The organism is Tundrisphaera lichenicola (genome assembly GCF_051175385.1).
In the GTDB taxonomy this organism is placed as follows: Bacteria; Planctomycetota; Planctomycetia; order Isosphaerales; family Isosphaeraceae; genus Tundrisphaera; species Tundrisphaera lichenicola.
The window spans coordinates 3,450,906-3,468,085 of sequence record NZ_CP195106.1 but is presented as its reverse complement, the minus strand read 5'-3'; the positions used below and the strand labels follow the sequence as shown (position 1 = coordinate 3,468,085).

Here is a 17,180-nt window from a genome sequence, read left to right as displayed (position 1 = left end):
TCTAATCGATTAGGAAGTTTGGGTAAATTCGTTTCTCGGGATTTGCCATGATTTGGCGCGGAGAACCAGCCCTGTCAGGAGGTTAGGATATCCTGGCGGATCAGGGGGTAAATTCTAGTTGTGACGGTGAGAGGCGATCGGGGAAGGTCGAGGGATGGGGACTGGTTCCTAGCTTCCCGTAGGGCAGGGCTTGCACTGCCGAGACCCGCCTCGTGGCAGGGCAAGCCCTGCCCTACGGAAAATGCCAAAATCGAGAGGGACACCCTCGCTCTTTCGAGGGCGCACGTGCTCCGGACGACCTCAGGGAAGGTCGTTCGGGAGAGCCCGGAATTCGATCATCGATCAGGCGAGGAGTTCCTTGACGACCCGACCGTGGACGTCGGTCAGGCGGAAGTCCCGGCCGGCGTATCGGTAGGTGAAGGTCTCGTGATCGAAGCCGAGGAGGTGGAGGATCGTGGCGTGGAGGTCGTGGACGTGGACCTTGTCCTGGACGGCCTGGAAGCCGAACTCGTCGGTGGCCCCGTGGACGTGGCCCCCCTTGACGCCTCCGCCGGCCATCCACATGGTGAAGCCGTAGTGGTTGTGGTCTCGACCGTTCATCTTGCCGGCGTTGGCGCCGGGGGTCGGTAGCTCGACCGTGGGGGTCCGGCCGAACTCGCCGCCCCAGATCACCAGGGTCTCGTCGAGCATCCCGAGCCGCTTCAGGTCCTTGAGCAGGGCCGCGATCGGCCGATCGCACTGGTTGGCCAGATCCTTGTGGATCGTGGCGATGTCGTCGTGGCTATCCCAGGGCTGACCGGCCCCGTGGTAGACCTGGACGTAACGGACCCCGCGCTCCAGTAGCCTCCGGGCGACCAGGAGTTGCCGGGCCTGGACGCCGGGGCCGTAAAGCTCGCGAGTGGCCTCGGGCTCCTGCGAGACGTCGAAGGCGTCGCCGGCCTCGGATTGCATCCGGAAGGCCAGCTCGAACGACTGGATCCGGGCCTCGAACTGGGCCTCGGCCTGGCGGCGCTCCATGTGCTCTCGGTTGAGCTGCATCAGGAGGTCGAGCTGGGCCCGCTGGGCGTCGGGCTTGATCCGACGGTTCTTGATGTGGGCGATCAGCTTCTCGATCTCGGTGTGCTGGCTGTTGACGTAGGTCCCCTGGTAGATCCCGGGCAGGAAGGCCGACTGCCAGTTCTGGGCCTCGGCGATCGGCATCCCGCCGGGGCAGAGGACCACGAAGCCGGGGAGGTTCTGGTTCTCCGAGCCCAGGCCGTAGAGGAGCCACGAGCCGAGGCTGGGGCGGGCCTGGCGGGCCTCGCCGCAGTTCATGAGCATCAACGACGGTTCATGGTTGGGGACGTCGGCGTGCATCGACCGGATCACGCAGATGTCGTCGATGCACTCGCCGACGTTGGCGAAGAGGTCGCTGACCTCGATCCCGCTCTGACCATATTTCTTGAACGTGAAGGGGGAGGCCATCGCGGCGCCGGTCTTGCGCTCGGTGGGCAGTTCCAGCGGGATCGCCTTGCCGTTGTACTTGTCCAGCGAGGGTTTGGGGTCGAAGGTGTCGACCTGGCTCGGCCCGCCGTTCATGAACAGGTGGATGACCCGCTTGGCCTTGGGGGCGAACTGCGGGGCCTTGGCGGCCAGCGACGAGACGAACTTCTTGGAGCCCGCCTCCTCGGCCGCGCGGGCCGAGCCGCCGATCAGGCCCGACTCGGCCATCAGGGTGCCCAGGGCCAGCGACCCGAACCCCATCCCCGCGCGCCGGAGGGCCTGGCGGCGGGTCAGCATCGAATCCTCGATCCGGGGGATGTGGTGAGACATCGGCTCGCCTCCGTTCAGTCGAGGAAGAGGAATTCGTTGGTCAGCAGGAGGACCTGGGCATACTCCTCCCAGGGGGAGGGGGCGTCGGGACCATCCCCCTTGGGGCAGGCTTCGACGAACTGGCGGGCCAGCTCGACCTCGCGAGGTTCGGGGCCTCGGCCGAAGAGGTCCAGATGGAGCCGGGCGACCCGGTCTTCGAGCGGCTTCGAGGCCAGGTCGGGGCGATTGGCCAGGGCCTTGGCCTGATCGAGCAGGAACGGGCTGTTCATCAGGAAGAGGGCCTGCTGGGGGACCGTGGTCGTGGGCCGCTGCGGGGCGCTGATGTCGGGGCTGGGGAAGTCGAAGGTCCGGTAGGTCGGGTCGAGGTCGTAGCGATCGACATAGCCATAGACCGTCCTCCGATGAGAGGAGGACTTCCGCTCGAACAGCTCGACGGGGCGGCCCCCCATGGTCGGGTCGAGCTGACCGGCAACGGCCAGGACGCCATCCCTCAAGGCCTCGAAGTCGAGCCTCCGGCGGTTCTGCCGCCAGAGGAGCCGGTTGATGGGATCGGCGGCGAAGCCATCCTCGCGGAGGTCGGACTTCTGCTGATAGGTGTTGGAAAGCAGGATCAGGCGATGGAGCGCCTTGACCGACCAGCCGCTTTCCATGAACCGACGGGCCAGGAAGTCGAGCAGCTCGGGGTGCGAGGGAAGCTCGCCCCGGGCCCCGAAGTCGCTGGGGGTCGAGACCAGGCCGACGCCGAAGTGCTCGTGCCAGATCCGGTTGACCATCACCCGGGCGGTCAGGGGATTCTCGGGGCTGGCGATGGCCCGGGCCAGTTCGAGCCGACCCGAGCCGTCGGTGAAGGGCTTGGCCTCGCCGCCGGAGAGGACCCGGAGGAACCGACGCGGGACCTCCTTGCCGGGCCGGTTGGGGTTCCCACGGATCGAAACCCGGGGGTTGGTCGGGTTCGGGGCGTCATTCAGGACCATCGCCCGGGCGGGCGAGCCGGGGTGCGTGACATCCAGCTCGGCGACCTTCTTCTTGAGCCCCTGGAGCTTCTCGCGCTCGGCCCGGTTCAGCACGCGGTCGAGGGCTTCGAGTGGGATCTCGATCGGGCTCTCCTCGGCCACGAGCCGCTCATGGATCGGCGCCAGGGCAGGGTCGGGGATCGTGAGGGGCGGGCCGATCTCGGGGTTCTCCGCGAACGACTTCGCGGCCCGCTCGAACAGATCGCCGTATCGAGCGGCGACCTCGGCCAGCGACTTCGGCGGAGGCTCGACCATCGCCTTGAGGACGACCGGGTCGATCGGCTTCGACGGGTCGGGCTCGGCGAGTTGCTTCGCCAGTTCGGCGGCCTTCGCCTCGAACCCCTCGGCGGGCAAGGCGGAGAAGGACCGCCAGGGAGCGAGGATCGGGTCGTGCCCCTCGGCCTTGGGGTCGAGGAGCTTGCCCAGCCGACGGGCCACGAACCGGAGCCGCTCCGGGGAGACCTCGCGGGCTCGGGCGGCTTCTTCCAGCCTGGGGTCTTTCCGGCCCCCTTTCGACTCGAAGCCGATCGCCTGGCTCGCCTCGGTGAAGGCCCGGAGGTGGTCGCGGATCTCGGCCTCGATCATCGCCTTGTGGGCGATCCGATACTGCTCGGCCACGTCGAGCCGTTCCTGACGCTGACGCTCGTAGTCGGCCCGGTCTTTCTCCGGGGCGGCGTCGGGCAGGAGCGGCAATTCCTCGGGCTCGATCGAGCTGGCGAAGACCCCGTGGAGCGAGTAATAGTCCTCGGTCGGGATCGGGTCGAACTTGTGGTCGTGGCACCGGGCGCAGGTGACGCTCATCCCCAGGAGCCCCCGGGTCACCACGTCGATCCGATCGTCGATGATCTCGTTGTTATCGTTCAGGAACCGACGGCCGACGGTCAGGAACCCCAGGGCCGCCAGGGGCCGCTTGTCCTCTCCGAGCGGGAGCCGGTCGGCGGCGATCTGCTCGACGAGGAACTGGTCGTACGGCTTGTCCTCGTTGAACGCCCGGATCACGTAGTCGCGATAGGTGTACGAGTACGGATAACGGCGCTCGGCGGTGAAGACGTAACCCTTGGTGTCGGCATAGCGTGCGACATCCAGCCAGTGCCGACCCCAGCGCTCGCCGTACCGGGGGGAGGCCAGCAATCGGTCGACCACCCGGGCGAACGCCTGGGGGGACTCGTCTTGCACGAAGGCCTCGACCTCCTCGGGCGTGGGAGGCAGGCCGGTCAGGTCGTACGAAGCCCGGCGGATCATGGTCCGCTTGTCGGCCGGTCCCGAAGGGGCGAGCTTGTTCGCTTCGAGCTTCGCGAGGATGAAGGCATCGACCGGCGAGGCGACCCAGGGGGAATCCTCGACCGCGGGCGGGGCCGGGTTGCCGACCGGCTGATAGGCCCAGTGCGACCGGGCGGCGGATTCCCTGGCCTCGGACGTCGGGACCGGGCCGGCGGGCCAAGGGGCACCCATGCCGACCCACTTCGCCAGCGACGCGACGGCCACGTCGGTCAGCTTATCCCCCTTGGGGGGCATCTTGGGGAGGTCCCCTTCATGGCGGACCACCTGGAGGATCGGGCTCTTGTCGGGCTCGCCGGGGACCAGGACCGGCCCGGCATCCCCCCCTTCCAGGATCGAGGCCCGCGAGTCGAGCCGGAGCCCCCCCGACTGCTTGTCCGGCCCGTGGCACTTCCAGCATTGCTCGGCCAGAATCGGCCGGACGCTCGACTCGAAGAACGCCAGGGCCTCGGGAGAATCCGGCCCCTCGGCCCGAGTCGAACCGGCCCCCCAGGCCACCAGCAAGGCGGCCGGGGCGATCCAGCCGACAAGGAGTCCCGGTCGTTCGATGGTCGGACGCATGGGCGAGACCTCGCGGGGCGGTCGGGGCGGGAGCGTGGGGCAGGCGCAATCCGACACGGGGCCGGGCTGCCGGGCACTACTCCCATTCTATTCAACCCCGCCGGATTATCCAACCGCGATCCGGGACCGGAAATCGGGACGAGGCACCGACTTTCCAACGACGAATCGGACCAAATATTCCTGCTCGAAGGCTACCGCGAGCGGGAAATCCGCCTTCGAGATCGAGCGGATCCCCCGGGTCATCCCCCGAGAATTGCGTAAATCGGTCCCGCCGAGGATCCTGCGGAATCCCGGCAACTGATGAGATTTCCGAACACGACCGAAGACCCCGCGGTCGTCTGTTCCTCGGGTTGAAGGAACACCGAGACTCCGGTCACCGGCCCGGACGAGCCGAATCCGAAATCTTCCGAAATGATACTTGATAAACTCGGCCGTTTTGGTCAAGATTCACTAAAAGAGTCCAAATTATCGCCAAATCCCTTCGGCATCACGACGCGATGCCGGGTTTTCGAGCCAGGTCGTCAATCCGAGTTCATCCCATTCCGAGGAGTGGTCCCCCGATGCGTTTCCTCCGATCCGCCCTCGACTCCCTCCAGAAGTCGCGCCTTCGCCGGATGAGCGGGCTCGAGAACGCCGAATACCTCCGGGGGAAGGGGTATCGGATCGGGGATCATTGCAGCATCCCGTCCGGGACCGGGTTACCCCTCCCGGAGTTGATCGAGATCGGCAACAACGTCCGGTTCGCGAATGGGGTCCTCCTCCTCCCCTACGACGGTTCGATTGCGATGCTCGGGCGGGCCACCGGCGAACGTTTCGATTCGGTCGCGCCGGTCCGGATCCTGGACAACGTCTTCGTGGGCTCGGGATCCTTCATCCTGCCCGGGGTGACCCTCGGGCCCAACGTGGTGGTCGGCTGCAACAGCACGGTCACCAAGGATTTCGAGAACATGATCATCGGCGGCGCACCGGCCAAGGCCATCCGGAGCTGGGATTCCCACCTGGAGGCCTGCCGAGAGCGGACCGCGTCGTATCCCTGGAACGATCTGATCCAATCCCGGACGGGGGCCTTCGACCCGGACCTGGAACCGGAGTTGATGCGTCGCCGGGTCGCCTATTTCTTCCCGACCTCGCCGAGCCGCCCCGGCCCCGATCTCGACCGGAGTCGCCCCGGGAGTCCCGGAGCCTCGCACGAGGCTCGCCAGGACGGCTCCGGTGTCGATAGAGACCTGGCTACCTGCGGCTCGCGTAGCTGATGGTTGATGCCATTCAAGTCCGACCCCTGAGGGCTGCTTGGTTTTCCGCCCGAGGCCTCGGGTGGATAAACAAGGACAAGGTCCAACTCCTGAAGATTCTGATCTATCCCTTGCCAAACAGACTTTGCCTGCCGATCCCTGCCACCTACGACCCTTCAGGCTGACTTCGAGGCTTAGCCCGATTGCCGATGATGTCCTCACGCGTCTGTCCCATCGCCTCGAAGAGCCAATGACGATCGCGATCGCCTTCCCGGATCAGATGGAGTTCGTACTCGAGGATCATTCGAATCTTCAGCTCGGGGCTTCGTGCAAGGCCGGATCGACATCGGGACAGCGCCTCTCCGAGATGGTCCGACCTCCTCAGCAGATCGACGAGGATCACGTCCTCCATGCCTGCCTCCGAGGTGAATCCCTGTCCGGCATCGAGCGCCCGTTGGAACAACTCCACGGCCTCGTACCTGCACTTCCGGGCGGCGGCCAGGATTCGCTTATCGTAGCGACGTTTGCTTTTAAATCGATCCGGCTTGATCATGCCCAGGGATGCGCCCCAGAGCATCACGATCAGAGTCGCCAGGACGACGTCCACCATCCTCGTCTCGCTCAGGACAGCTAGGTCATCGCAGGCCCAGGCGGCATAGAGCCTGGCCTTCCCCGCCGCCGAGAAGTTGCCCGCATCCTCCTCGATCATGCCATAGCACAGGAACCTGTTCGCCAACTCGGGGAATTCGGTGTCCTTGAGTTGGGCCTTATAGGCCGGACTTGCGACGATCGTCGCGGCACCGGCGATCGCTTCCGAGAGGGGGCCGGCGCAATAACCGCAGAAGGGACAGGTCTGGATGCGATAATCCAGGCGATTCCTCGATTGAGATCGAGTGTCCAATTCCGGTCCGAAGTGGGGCCAGAACTCGCGCCAACTGCCCAGGATCGTATGGCCGCTCACGTGGCCACAGACGAAACATTTCATCGGGAAATCTGGCATCATGATCAGTACAGCGTGATGGGACGACGTCGGGCCGAATCCGCCGGAGACTTCATTGCCCGGCTTCAGCCTTACGGGATCACGCCGCCGAACGGACAAAATCGGGGGGGATAGCAAGGTCAAGGGGGAAGGTGAGGTCAGACTGGGGCCAGCGGGGGTCGGGTAGCCCGGGGCAGGCAACGGCCCCGCGCTACCCGCCCCCCTGAAGACTCTGTTAGTATCACGACGACCCCGATGGGAATGGGCGAAGGGCCATCGCATCAATTATTGGGTGACTTCCCGTAAGCCTCTTCGTCTGGCACGGCAGTCGCAGGGCCCTTTGGTCATGCGAGGCAGGAACCGCCCTCCCGCCTCATTCTCGGGGCACTCACCGATGTCCGATCCGCATGAGCCCGGCGACCGCGTCAAGTGGGAGTCGTCCCAGGGTCCGGTGACCGGCAAGGTCAAGAAGAAGCTCACTCGGCCCACCGAGATCAAAGGCCACCACGTCGCGGCGTCGCCGGAGAACCCGGAGATCCTCGTCGAGAGCGAGAAGACCGGTGCCCAGGCCGCGCACAAGCCCGAAGCCTTGAAGAAGGCACCCCGGAAGAAGGGGGGCCACGAATGAGCGACGGGCCGGACAAGGTCATCGCCGACTTCAAGGCGGCGGTCAACATGACCGCCCGCCAGCTCGGGGCGTGGCTCGAGAAGGAGGAATCGAAGGAGGTCGGGTCCAAGGACGGCGGCAAGGGCGAGTCGGTCGGGCACCATTCCGGTCGTCGGATCGTCGAGATCCTCGGGAAGAAGCCGGCAGACTACGACGAGGACGATCTCCGGCACATGGCCAAGGTCACGGGCTACGTCCACCGGCACCTGGCGCAGGAGCCCGATGGCGACATCGAGGAGACGCCCTGGCGTTACTCCCTCATGAACTGGGGGCACGACCCCCTGAAGGGGTCGAAGAAGGCCACGCGACCGGATCAACGCCGACGGTGAGGGCGATGGGCTGGGACGCCCGGGCGCATGGGCTCGGTTCGGAACGACGTTTGCCGGAGTATTGGGACGAGACCGCCCAGAGACACCCCTCCCCGGATGACGACTCATGGCAAAACCGGTCCGCGAAGCCACCGATTCCCCCTGGATGGATACAGCCGCCGCGCCCCGCCACCAATCGCTGGCGGGCGATATCGAGGTGGACGTCTGCGTGGTCGGGGCCGGGATCGCCGGGCTGACCACGGCCTATCTGCTCGCCCTCGAGGGCAAGAAGGTCGCCGTCCTCGACGACGGCCCGGTGGGCGGCGGGCAGACCGAACGGACCTCGGCCCACCTCTCGAACGCCTTCGACGACCGGTTTGCGGAACTCGAGAAGATCCACGGCGAGGACGGGAGCCGCCTGGCGGCCGAGAGCCACACCGCCGCCATCGACCGCATCGAATCCATCGCGCGGGAGGAGGGGATCGATTGCGATTTCCTCCGGGTGGACGGCTATCTCTTCCTGGCGCCCGACCATTCTCCCGACCTCCTGGAACAGGAGCACGACGCGGCGAGACGGGCGGGACTCGAAGTGACCTACGCCGATCGGGCGCCGATCGGCGGTTTCGACACGGGGAAGTGCCTGCGGTTCCCGGCCCAGGCCCAGTTCCACCCCCTGAAATACCTGGCCGGGCTGGACTCGGCGTTTCGCAAGCGAGGCGGGGCCATCTACACCAACACCCACGCCTCGAAGATCGATGGCGGCCGGGTGGAGACGAAGGAGGGGCCCGTGGTCACCGCCGAGGCGGTGGTGGTGGCGACCAACACGCCCGTCAACGACCTCGTGGCCATCCACACCAAGCAAGCCCCCTATCTGACCTACGCCATCGGGGCCTCGATCCCCGCGGGGTCGGTCGAGAATGCGTTGTTCTGGGACACCCTCGACGCCTACCACTACATCCGCGTCCAGCCCGGTGAAGGGGACCGCGAAGACATGCTGATCGTGGGCGGCGAGGACCACAAGGCCGGCCAGGCCACCGACCAGGCGGAGCGTTGGGACCGGCTCGAGCGGTGGTCGCGGGAGCGGTTCCCCGAGATGAAAGAGGTCGCATACCGCTGGTCGGGCATGGTGATGGAGACGACCGACGGCCTGGCCTTCATCGGTCGCAATCCCATGGACAAAGAAAACGTCTACATCGCCACGGGCGATTCGGGCATGGGGCTGACCCACGGGACGATCGCGGGCATCCTCCTCACCGACCTCATCATGGACCGCGAGAACCCCTGGGAGGCGATCTACGAACCTTCCCGGAAGCCGGCGTGGGGTATGGCATGGAAGGAATTCCTCGTCGAGAACGCCAACGTCGCCAAGGAGATCGCCAAGGACTGGCTGGGGGGCGGCGACGTCTCCTCCGCCGAGGAGATCGGGCCGGGCGAAGGCGCGGTCCTCCGCCGGGGGCTGAAGAAGGTGGCCCTCTATCGCGACGGGAACGGCGCGGTGCACGAACGCTCGGCGGTCTGCCCTCACCTGGGCTGCATCGTCCACTGGAACGGGGCCGAGAAGACCTGGGACTGCCCCTGCCACGGCTCGCGGTTCGACCCCAAGGGCGAGGTCATCATGGGACCGGCCAACGTCCCGCTCCCCGAGGCGTGATCGTCCTCCTCGGGCGGATCCAGGATCGGCCAACACTCATCGGGCCTGCGTCTCGACCGACGTCGACGACGAAGTCCCGGTCCAAAAACCTTCGCGAAAGTCGTGCGTCTCATCCCGGGAAATCGATCCGCGAGTGATGCTGCCAGGGCCCTCCGAGATACTCCCAGAGGTCCATCCCCTCGACCCGGGCGACGCGCGGGAGCCAGTCTCGGCGAAGTTCGGCCAGGCACGCACTCGCCTCCTCCGCCGTGACCTTGTTCTGGACGGTCACGTGCGGCCGGTAAGGCTGCCTGTCCTGCGCGGAGAGATCGGTCAAGGGGCGGGCCAGATCGCCCCTCAGCGAGACCAGGCGGGCCGATTCGACCCGGATCGCCACGCCGCGGCCCAGGGGAATGGGGCCGGGCAGGACGACCTCGAAGGCACGGCGATCGGTTTCCGCCGCCGCCCTCCCCAGGAGCGTTACGGCATCCGGGGAGAGCGCATGGAAGAGCGTCAGGTGGGCGTCGATGAAGTTGCGGTGCGACGGGAAATATCGCCTCCGGAGAAGGTTCAGGTGACTCGAGGTTTCGTCGTCGAGCCTCGCGGTCGCCACGAATGTCGGGTTTTCCATGGCGGTTGATCTCGGATGCTAGAAGGCGTAGCGGACCCGGCAGTAAGGCAACTTCTCGGCCACCAGGTCGCAAAACTCACGGACCATCGCGCCCTTGAAGCCTCGCCTGTACCTCAGGTTATTTCCTCCCCGCTCGGAGACCTTCGGCTCCTGGTTGTCGGGGGTCCAGAGCAACTCCTCGGCCTTCGGGTGCCAGCCGAGGTTGATCTCGTGGAGCGACTCGTTGTGGGTGAGGAAGATCACCTCGCAAGCCATCTGCCGCTTGGCCTTCTCCCCGATATTGGAGTCGACCTCGTCGAAAAGCTCGGCGTATTCTTCCCTCCAACCCTCGTAGATCACGACCGGCGAGAAATTCAGCTGGACTTCATATCCAGCCTCGACGAAGTCGTCGATCGCGGCGATCCGATCGGCAACCGGGGCCGTCCTGACGTCCAGCAACTTCGCCTTCGACGACGGCATCAGGCTGAACCGGATCCTCGTCTTCCCCCCGGGATCGAGTCCGAGTAGGCCCCTGTTGACATACTTCGTGGCGAAGCTCGCCTTGGCGTCCGGGACCCGCTTGAAATGCTCGATGAGGGTCGCGACGTTCTCGCTGAGGAGGGCGTCGACGGAGCAATCGCTGTTGCAGCCGACGTCGTAGACCCAGAATCGTTCGTCCACCTGGTTGGGGTGTGCCTTCGGTCCCAGCTTCTTCGAGTGTCTCGAGATGGCCCCGCAGATCGCGTCGATGTTGACGAAGACGGTGATGGGATTGGCGTAGCCCTTGTTCCGCGGCACATAGCAATAGGCACACGACATGGCGCAGCCGTTGGCCGTGCTCGGGGCGATGTAGTCGGCGGAACGTCCGTTCTCGACGAAGTGCAGCCCCTTCTTCACCCCCAGGACGAGCACCGAGCCCTTGATCCGGTTCCATCGGTCGACGTTGCCTTCATTCCCGAACAAACCCGGGATGTTCCCGTGGCCCGGGACGATTTCGACCCGTGCGTCGGGGAACCGGGACAGGACATCCCGCCCCACAGGGGATTCGACCGCTTCCTGCTCGGCGTAAATCTTCGAGATGTCGAGGAGGCCGGGAATTTTGATCCGTTTCTCGGGACCCCGCCGGTCGAAGTCGAACAACCCCTGCACGGCCCAGTCCCTTTCCAGGTGCAATGTGGCGGCGAGCCCATCGGCACGCAACTCGCGGGCCGAAATGTCATGCCATTCAAGTCGGACTCTGTTCTTGGGTTTTCGCTCGAATCCGCGAGCCAAAAACCAAGAACAAAGCCTGAATCCTGTGGGCTTTACCGCTCACCACTAATGTTCCCTGGCGTCCAAAAGCTTTACCCAGTGGCAAGACTCAGTCGAATTGGTCAGGATCCCGATCTTCCATCCGTATTGGCCGAACCGCTCATGAAGCTTACGGTCGATGAGCCTGAGGGTGGGCTGCCCTTCATTTTTGGCAATATCCGCCTCGACCCTATATTGGAGATAGGCTGGCAGGCCGACGTAGACATGCTCACCCGTGTAAAGATCAAGTGCGTCTTCAACCTCGATGGCCAGATCCCGAATCGCCCTGTCGAGTTGCGACTGGGCGTTTCCCTTGTTCTTCGCAATGGCTTCATCAGGCGTGGGTGGCATGGTTCCATCCGAGGAATAAGTCCGGGTTTCGACCCCCAGCGGGGGAGGACAGATTCTACAGAGACGCGACGGAAGCCGTTAGATGAACAAAAACTTAGCCGAAAGATCATTATCCCCTGGCCCCAAACCAGAGGGGACATAGGCGTCGGACTTGGATTTTCGATCGCTATTTCAGGCCCGACTCCGCTGCCCTCATCCCAAGAGACTCGAGAGACCTGGGTGTCAGAATTGGTTTTTTCGAGGGGTTCGATATAACCAAGTCTGACGCCCAAGTATGGTCCCCCAGCGACGGCTCGTTCGAGACCACAGGATCAGGAGGTCGGACTGAGCTTTTTAGACACCCCGAGAAACCAAAAACCAAGTCTGACCCCTCTGAACCCCATGAGCTTTTTAGACACCCCGAGAAACCAAAAACCAAGTCTGACCCCTCTGAACCCCTAAGTCTGACCCCTCTGAACCCCTAAAACCAAGTCTGACCCCTCTGAACCCCTGACCCCTCTGAACCCCAGTCTGACCCCTCTGAACCCCTGACCCCTCTGAACCCCAAAACCGAGTCTGACCCCTCTGAACCCCTAGAACAAAGTCTGACCCCTGAGGGCTTTGACCCCTGAGGGCTTTCCGAGAAACCAAAAATTAAATCTGACCCCTCTGAACCTAAAGTCTGACCCCTCTGAACCTATGGACCTGGATCTCGACAATCAGTTGGAAGCCCTTGCTCAGAGTTGTGGTGGCCTGATAGGAGGAACTGAGCAAGCTTCTGCAGTAACTTCCGGCGGAACGCCCGTGCCGAACGCTTGATATAATGCAGTCGCCATGCGACAAATTTGACCCAAGACCCATGCGGCCTCTTCCTCATTCGCTCTGCGGAGCAACTGATCCTGAGTGAGATCCCCCGTGCTCACGGGGATGAGTTTGGGATGGATCAATTGGTTGCGGAAATATGTGATCGTAAGGAATTCCGTAAATTCTGGAGTAGTTGTGACGTCTGCACGCAATAGATTACGAGTCCAATCGCTCGCTGTTTTCGATATGTTCGCCGTTCTGCTTCTGAGTTTTTGGTCAATTGTCGGCGCATATGAATGTCCAACGCCAGCCCCGTTAGTTATGTAGTCTTGGGCTAACTCGATCAACAAACATTCAAGAAAGTTGTAAGCCATAAAAATAGAGGAGCGGGAATAGACTCGCTCCTCTGGAGAGGGGATATTTGGATTCTGCCTATTCCTATGTGTTTTGGCCTGATCCCTCAACGTTCGTGCGTCCAGGAAAAGCTCTATCGGGTAAGTCGCTGCGTTCACGAACAAGGGAATCCCGCCACCGCCGAAATTCATAAACAAAGCTCCTTGCTTTTCCGCTATTGAATAAACCTCCAACACCTCATCCTCGAATTGAGAGAGCCTCCTCACAAGGGCGCTTCCGTATCGCTCGGCCGCCCGTTCGACCCCACTCCCTGCCTCCAGACTTCGTGCAGCTCGATCCGATTGACATCCTGCAGGTTGGCGAACGACCTACCGCCGACGATCACCTGGATATTGGGCTTCGCTTTGGACAAGGTGACGAAAGGCTCGATCAGGAAGTTTTCCTTGTCCGCGACCGTGGTCTTGTCCCCGAAATTCATCGGGAAGTCGATCATGGCCAGGCCGGGATAGTTGAAGCCTTCACTGCCGGTAAGCTTCAGGAGCGCGTAGTGATAGGCCAGTAGGACGTATCCCTGGTCGGCATTACTCAGGCTCCGCCAGCTCTTGTTTCCGACGCGGATGTTGACAGAGGAATGACTAAACTCGAACCTCAATGGCTGGTGGAGCCATCGTGACGGATTTCCCTCATTCAAGAGGTTCATGTATTCGATCAGGCCATCGGTCATCTCGTCGGCCAGCCGCGCGTATTCAATCGCATCGCCCTTGCCGCCCACAAGTCTGGCCAGTGCTTCCACCTCGGCTTGGAGCTGGTCGATCTGCGTGGATATCGTGTCGCGGCGTTCCACGGCATGCCTGAGACGACGAAGCTGCGCCGTCTTCTCCTCCCATTGGCCGATCTTAGTATCAAGGATAGACACTTCCGGCAGTATCAGGGCCACCGCTGCCGCCCTAACGGGCCGCAACTGCACTTCCACTTCGGCGAGCTGCGTATCCAGTTGCTGGATATTGCCACTCAGCGACTCCCTCTCCCTCATCAGCCGACCGATGAGTTCCGCCAGCTCAGACTCCTCGCCCTCCAGCTGCTCGGTCTCGAATTCGATCCTCTTGTTCGCGCCGGTGAGGGCATCAGCGGCAGGGGCAGCCATGGACTGGTGGCAAACGAAGCAATGGCCGGGAGCGGCGGCTCCGGGGCTGAGCGACTGGTCGCAGTATGGGCAGCACGTCACGGTCAACGGCTTGAACAGCTCACCGGCCGTCGAAGCCCTCTTGAACCGTCCCAACTCGGCCTTGACCTGTTCGCGGTAGGACGAAAGCTCCGAGTAACGCTTTTCGACCTGATCCAGCCGTTCCTTTTTCCCGTCCCGCTGGCCAGCAAGGGATAGCCTTCGCTCGGCCAGCACCCTGTCCGGCGCCACCGGTGCCTCGCCCTCCGGCTCTCGAAATAGCGTTGCGATGGCCTTTTCCCGCTGGGTGCGGAACTGCTCGATCTCCTCGGCAAGCCGGTTGATCCCTCGGTCTATCGAGTCGATGGTAGGGGCAGTGCTGATCGATGGGTCCGGAACGATGTCCTTGGCTGCCTGCTGGAGAACGTCTTCGAATTGGTCCTTGCGAGCCTTGAGCTTGAGCAGATCGGCGTGCTTTTCCATCTCCGCGTTGAATTCGGCCGGGTAGATCCTGTCGGCCACTCCGAGAAACTGGGCGATGCAGGCGTGCTGCTCCTTTTCAGGCTGCTCATCGGCCAGGTCTCTCCAGAATCGCTCCTGCCGGTAAACGTGCCGGAAGAGGCTGCGCCAACTCAATGTCGCCCAGGTGCTCAGCGATAAGGGGTTCCCTTTCGGGAATCTGACGGAGGGGATGTCGAGCTTCAGCGAGAAGAAGTCGGAAATCTCCTCCTTCCTAATTTGCTCGCCGTCCGCAAACATCGACGTCTTGACGCCCGCCTCTTTCCACCGGCGCTCGATAATGAAGGGGACTTCATCGAATTCGAGCTGCATCGTCGCCTGATCGAATTTCTCTATGATCTCCGGCATCATGGCATGCTCGACCGAGTTCGTGTCGCCCAGGAGGAACGAAATCGTCTTGATCCACGCCGTCTTACCGGTGCCCTTCTCCCCCACGATGACGTTAACGCCGGGCTCAAGGTCGATGTGATCCGACACGCCCGATGCGGAGGTTCTGCGGATTTTCGATAGATAAAGCTTCTTTGGGCTCATGATTCGATCATCCGGCCCAGGGGAAGATTGGCGATCTCTTCGTCGAAAATCTGGTAGACGAGCCTCTTCAGCCAGTCGCCTGACTTACCCTTGAAGGTTTCCCTGACATCGGTCATTCGGTCACAAAGCTCGAAGTACGAGTCATCTTCCGCCAGCCGCTGGGCGATCCCCTGACCGGCCTCAGTGAGCAGGAAGACGAAGGCCCTGTTGACCTTCCCCACCGTGATCAAGACGCGGCTCTCCAGGTAGGCGAGGATCTGGTAATACCTGGGGTCCCAAGGGCCGTAGTGATGCCGCACCATCGGGGATTCCATCGCCGCCAATCGCGCCCGCTCAACCTCCTTATGGAGATGGATCTTTGCCCGCCGGTAGAAGTCCGGGTAGCGGATGAAGAAATCGAGCTTGGCGAGCTTGGTCAGCCCGTCGATCTTGTTCGTCTTCGTCACCTTATCCTTCGTGCCGCAGAGGCTAATGAGCAGCAGGATACGCGCGGCGTGAAATTCGGTGATCTGGTCGGCCGTCAGTGGCCGCCCAATCGGGTAATGGTCCAGCGAAGCGGAGGGGATCAGGTCAAGCGTGGCTGAAGGTCTCATGCCGTCGCCCTCACCAACTCGTGCTGGCACCGGTTCATCACGTCGTAGAGATAGCCGAGCAAGAACCAGTCGGGCGGGGGCTTTTCCACCGGGAGCGTCTTCTTGAGTTCAAGTAGCTCCCGCTGGCACCGGCTCAGGAACTGAACGCCGTTATCCTCGATCTCCGTGGCGTCGAGCTGGGTTTTGAGAAGGTGCAGCCGGACTGACGCTTCGGTTTCCACCGTGTCCCGGTCGGCCAGGTTCAGGAATTTCTGGGAGCGTACCTCTCTCAGATACGATCTGCGCTGCTCCTTCGCGGCCTCGATCGACGACTGCGGAATACTCGCCGCAAGCAGCTTGCGTTCCAGGGTGCCGCTGCCTCCGGCCGCCGATGGATTCAGGATCGACTTGGCCTGTTCGCTGATCCATCCGTCGAGAGCGGCCTTGGTCAGCCGCTTCTCTTTCTTGCGCGTGCGACCGCAGGCCATCGAGGCGTCGATCACCTGCATGTAGAGGCGGTCATATAGCTTTTGCCGCTGGTCGAACGTTAGGGCTATGCCCCTGCTTTCCAGGATTTGTTCAAGCCTTATCAGCGACTCATTCTTGACGTCCTTCGTTGACGCCCAGACCTCCCAGACCGTCATCTGCGCCCAGAACTCCAGGCCATTACCGTTGGGCGAGAGGCAGCTTCCCAGCTTATTCTCAACGGCAGCACCCGCCGCCTTGAGTGCGTCGGCGTTGGCGTCACGGGCTTCGGTCCCGAACTCAGCCGTTAGCGCGGAGAGCACATCGTCTGGCTGCCAGCGGGTGATGACCCGGAACCGGCACTTCTCCAGGCCCCTGTCGTGGACGAGCGACTTCTCGGCGATGCACCTGCCGGGAGATTTGGGCGAGAAGGCCACCCTGTCGCAGAGCTTGGCGACGGTCCAGGCCTGGCCCAGATCGTTGCTCTTCACCTGGACGAACTCGAACCACTCTTCCTGCTCGATCAGCCAGACCTGAACAATGTCGTCCTCGGCCTCGCACCAGACCTCGGTGGGGCCGCCTTCCAGGATCATGGCGAGGCACTTACCTACCGCCACGTTGTCCTGGTAATCGAATCCATCGCGTGCCGCCCTGCCGCCCTGCTCGAAAGGGTCCAGGTCGCGGAACGACACTTTCTTGGGCTTGGACTCTGAACGAGTGCCCTTGGCCATTGACGCCTCATTCGCTGGGTGGATGGCCATCCATCCTATCTTGAGGGGTTTGGGTGGCAAGGGTCCGGTTCCCGTAATTGGCGGCAGGGCGGCCGCAGGGTCAAACGTGCACTACCGGAGCGGTCCAGGGTAATCAACCGAGGACCAGAGGGGTCAGGACCAGAGAGGACCAGAGGGGTCAAGAGGACCAGAGGGGTCAGACTTGGTTTTTGGTTCCTCGCGTGCCTCTCCATCTGCCGGATTTTGGGGTTTATCGCGTCTTCAAGGCGATTTTCCCGGAGTTTCGCTTGGGCTATGGATGGTCGCCCCGCCAGGTTTGGGGGTGGGGCATC

Annotated in this window: 15 protein-coding genes; 5 read left to right on the top strand and 10 right to left on the bottom strand. The window is 63.1% G+C overall.

The window, feature by feature from the left end; translation table 11 throughout:
- Positions 1-342 precede the first annotated feature (342 nt).
- Positions 343-1,812 (bottom strand): DUF1501 domain-containing protein, encoded by a 1,470-nt coding sequence (locus P12x_RS13795; protein WP_435011447.1) that lies wholly within the window; start codon positions 1,810-1,812, stop codon positions 343-345.
- Between the two features lie 14 nt (positions 1,813-1,826).
- Entirely contained in the window at positions 1,827-4,664 is a 2,838-nt protein-coding gene (locus P12x_RS13790; RefSeq protein ID WP_435011446.1) for a PSD1 and planctomycete cytochrome C domain-containing protein, read from the bottom strand.
- Between P12x_RS13790 and P12x_RS13785 the strand changes: the two genes are divergently transcribed.
- Both P12x_RS13785 and P12x_RS13780 read left to right on the top strand, forming a co-directional pair.
- Positions 4,663-4,965, top strand: a complete 303-nt coding sequence (locus tag P12x_RS13785) for a hypothetical protein (protein WP_435011445.1) — start codon at positions 4,663-4,665, stop codon at positions 4,963-4,965. The two genes, P12x_RS13790 and P12x_RS13785, sit on opposite strands and share 2 nt — an antisense overlap.
- A 259-nt stretch (positions 4,966-5,224) precedes the next feature.
- Positions 5,225-5,917, top strand: a complete 693-nt coding sequence (locus tag P12x_RS13780; RefSeq protein ID WP_435011444.1) for an acyltransferase — start codon at positions 5,225-5,227, stop codon at positions 5,915-5,917.
- Positions 5,918-6,062: 145 nt separating this feature from the next.
- Here P12x_RS13780 and P12x_RS13775 read toward each other — a convergent pair whose 3' ends face one another.
- On the bottom strand, positions 6,063-6,881 hold the full coding sequence (locus P12x_RS13775) for a hypothetical protein (RefSeq protein ID WP_435011443.1): 819 nt from the start codon (positions 6,879-6,881) through the stop codon (positions 6,063-6,065).
- 388 nt (positions 6,882-7,269) lie between these two features.
- Between P12x_RS13775 and P12x_RS13770 the strand changes: the two genes are divergently transcribed.
- From P12x_RS13770 to P12x_RS13760, 3 genes are all read left to right on the top strand, one after another.
- Complete coding sequence (locus tag P12x_RS13770) at positions 7,270-7,503, top strand: DUF2945 domain-containing protein (RefSeq protein ID WP_435011442.1); 234 nt, start codon at positions 7,270-7,272, stop codon at positions 7,501-7,503.
- Complete coding sequence (locus tag P12x_RS13765; RefSeq protein WP_435011441.1) at positions 7,500-7,871, top strand: DUF3140 domain-containing protein; 372 nt, start codon at positions 7,500-7,502, stop codon at positions 7,869-7,871. Before P12x_RS13770 ends, P12x_RS13765 begins: the two co-directional genes overlap by 4 nt.
- A 106-nt stretch (positions 7,872-7,977) precedes the next feature.
- Positions 7,978-9,501: an FAD-dependent oxidoreductase gene (locus P12x_RS13760; RefSeq protein ID WP_435011440.1), complete on the top strand. Its 1,524-nt coding sequence runs from the start codon at positions 7,978-7,980 to the stop codon at positions 9,499-9,501.
- 109 nt (positions 9,502-9,610) lie between these two features.
- Here the strand turns inward: P12x_RS13760 and P12x_RS13755 are convergent, their stop codons facing one another.
- The 7 genes from P12x_RS13755 to P12x_RS13725 all read right to left on the bottom strand — a co-directional run bounded on the left by P12x_RS13755 (position 9,611) and on the right by P12x_RS13725 (position 16,878).
- Positions 9,611-10,111, bottom strand: a complete 501-nt coding sequence (locus tag P12x_RS13755; RefSeq protein WP_435011439.1) for a 2'-5' RNA ligase family protein — start codon at positions 10,109-10,111, stop codon at positions 9,611-9,613.
- Between the two features lie 18 nt (positions 10,112-10,129).
- Positions 10,130-11,230, bottom strand: coding sequence for a spore photoproduct lyase family protein (locus P12x_RS13750; RefSeq protein ID WP_435011666.1), 1,101 nt, complete (start codon positions 11,228-11,230; stop codon positions 10,130-10,132).
- 177 nt (positions 11,231-11,407) lie between these two features.
- A complete protein-coding gene (locus P12x_RS13745) occupies positions 11,408-11,731 on the bottom strand; it encodes a hypothetical protein (RefSeq protein WP_435011438.1) in 324 nt (107 codons plus the stop codon).
- A 716-nt stretch (positions 11,732-12,447) separates the two neighbouring features.
- Positions 12,448-13,104: a hypothetical protein gene (locus P12x_RS13740; RefSeq protein ID WP_435011437.1), complete on the bottom strand. Its 657-nt coding sequence runs from the start codon at positions 13,102-13,104 to the stop codon at positions 12,448-12,450.
- A gap of 26 nt (positions 13,105-13,130) precedes the next feature.
- On the bottom strand, positions 13,131-15,080 hold the full coding sequence (locus P12x_RS13735) for an AAA family ATPase (protein WP_435011436.1): 1,950 nt from the start codon (positions 15,078-15,080) through the stop codon (positions 13,131-13,133).
- The gene (locus P12x_RS13730; RefSeq protein WP_435011435.1) at positions 15,077-15,673 is read right to left on the bottom strand and encodes a hypothetical protein; all 597 of its coding nucleotides are present in this window, start codon (positions 15,671-15,673) and stop codon (positions 15,077-15,079) included. The genes P12x_RS13735 and P12x_RS13730 overlap by 4 nt, the downstream gene beginning before the upstream one ends.
- Positions 15,670-16,878: a dsDNA nuclease domain-containing protein gene (locus P12x_RS13725; RefSeq protein ID WP_435011434.1), complete on the bottom strand. Its 1,209-nt coding sequence runs from the start codon at positions 16,876-16,878 to the stop codon at positions 15,670-15,672. Before P12x_RS13725 ends, P12x_RS13730 begins: the two co-directional genes overlap by 4 nt.
- Between the last annotated feature and the right edge of the window lie 302 nt (positions 16,879-17,180).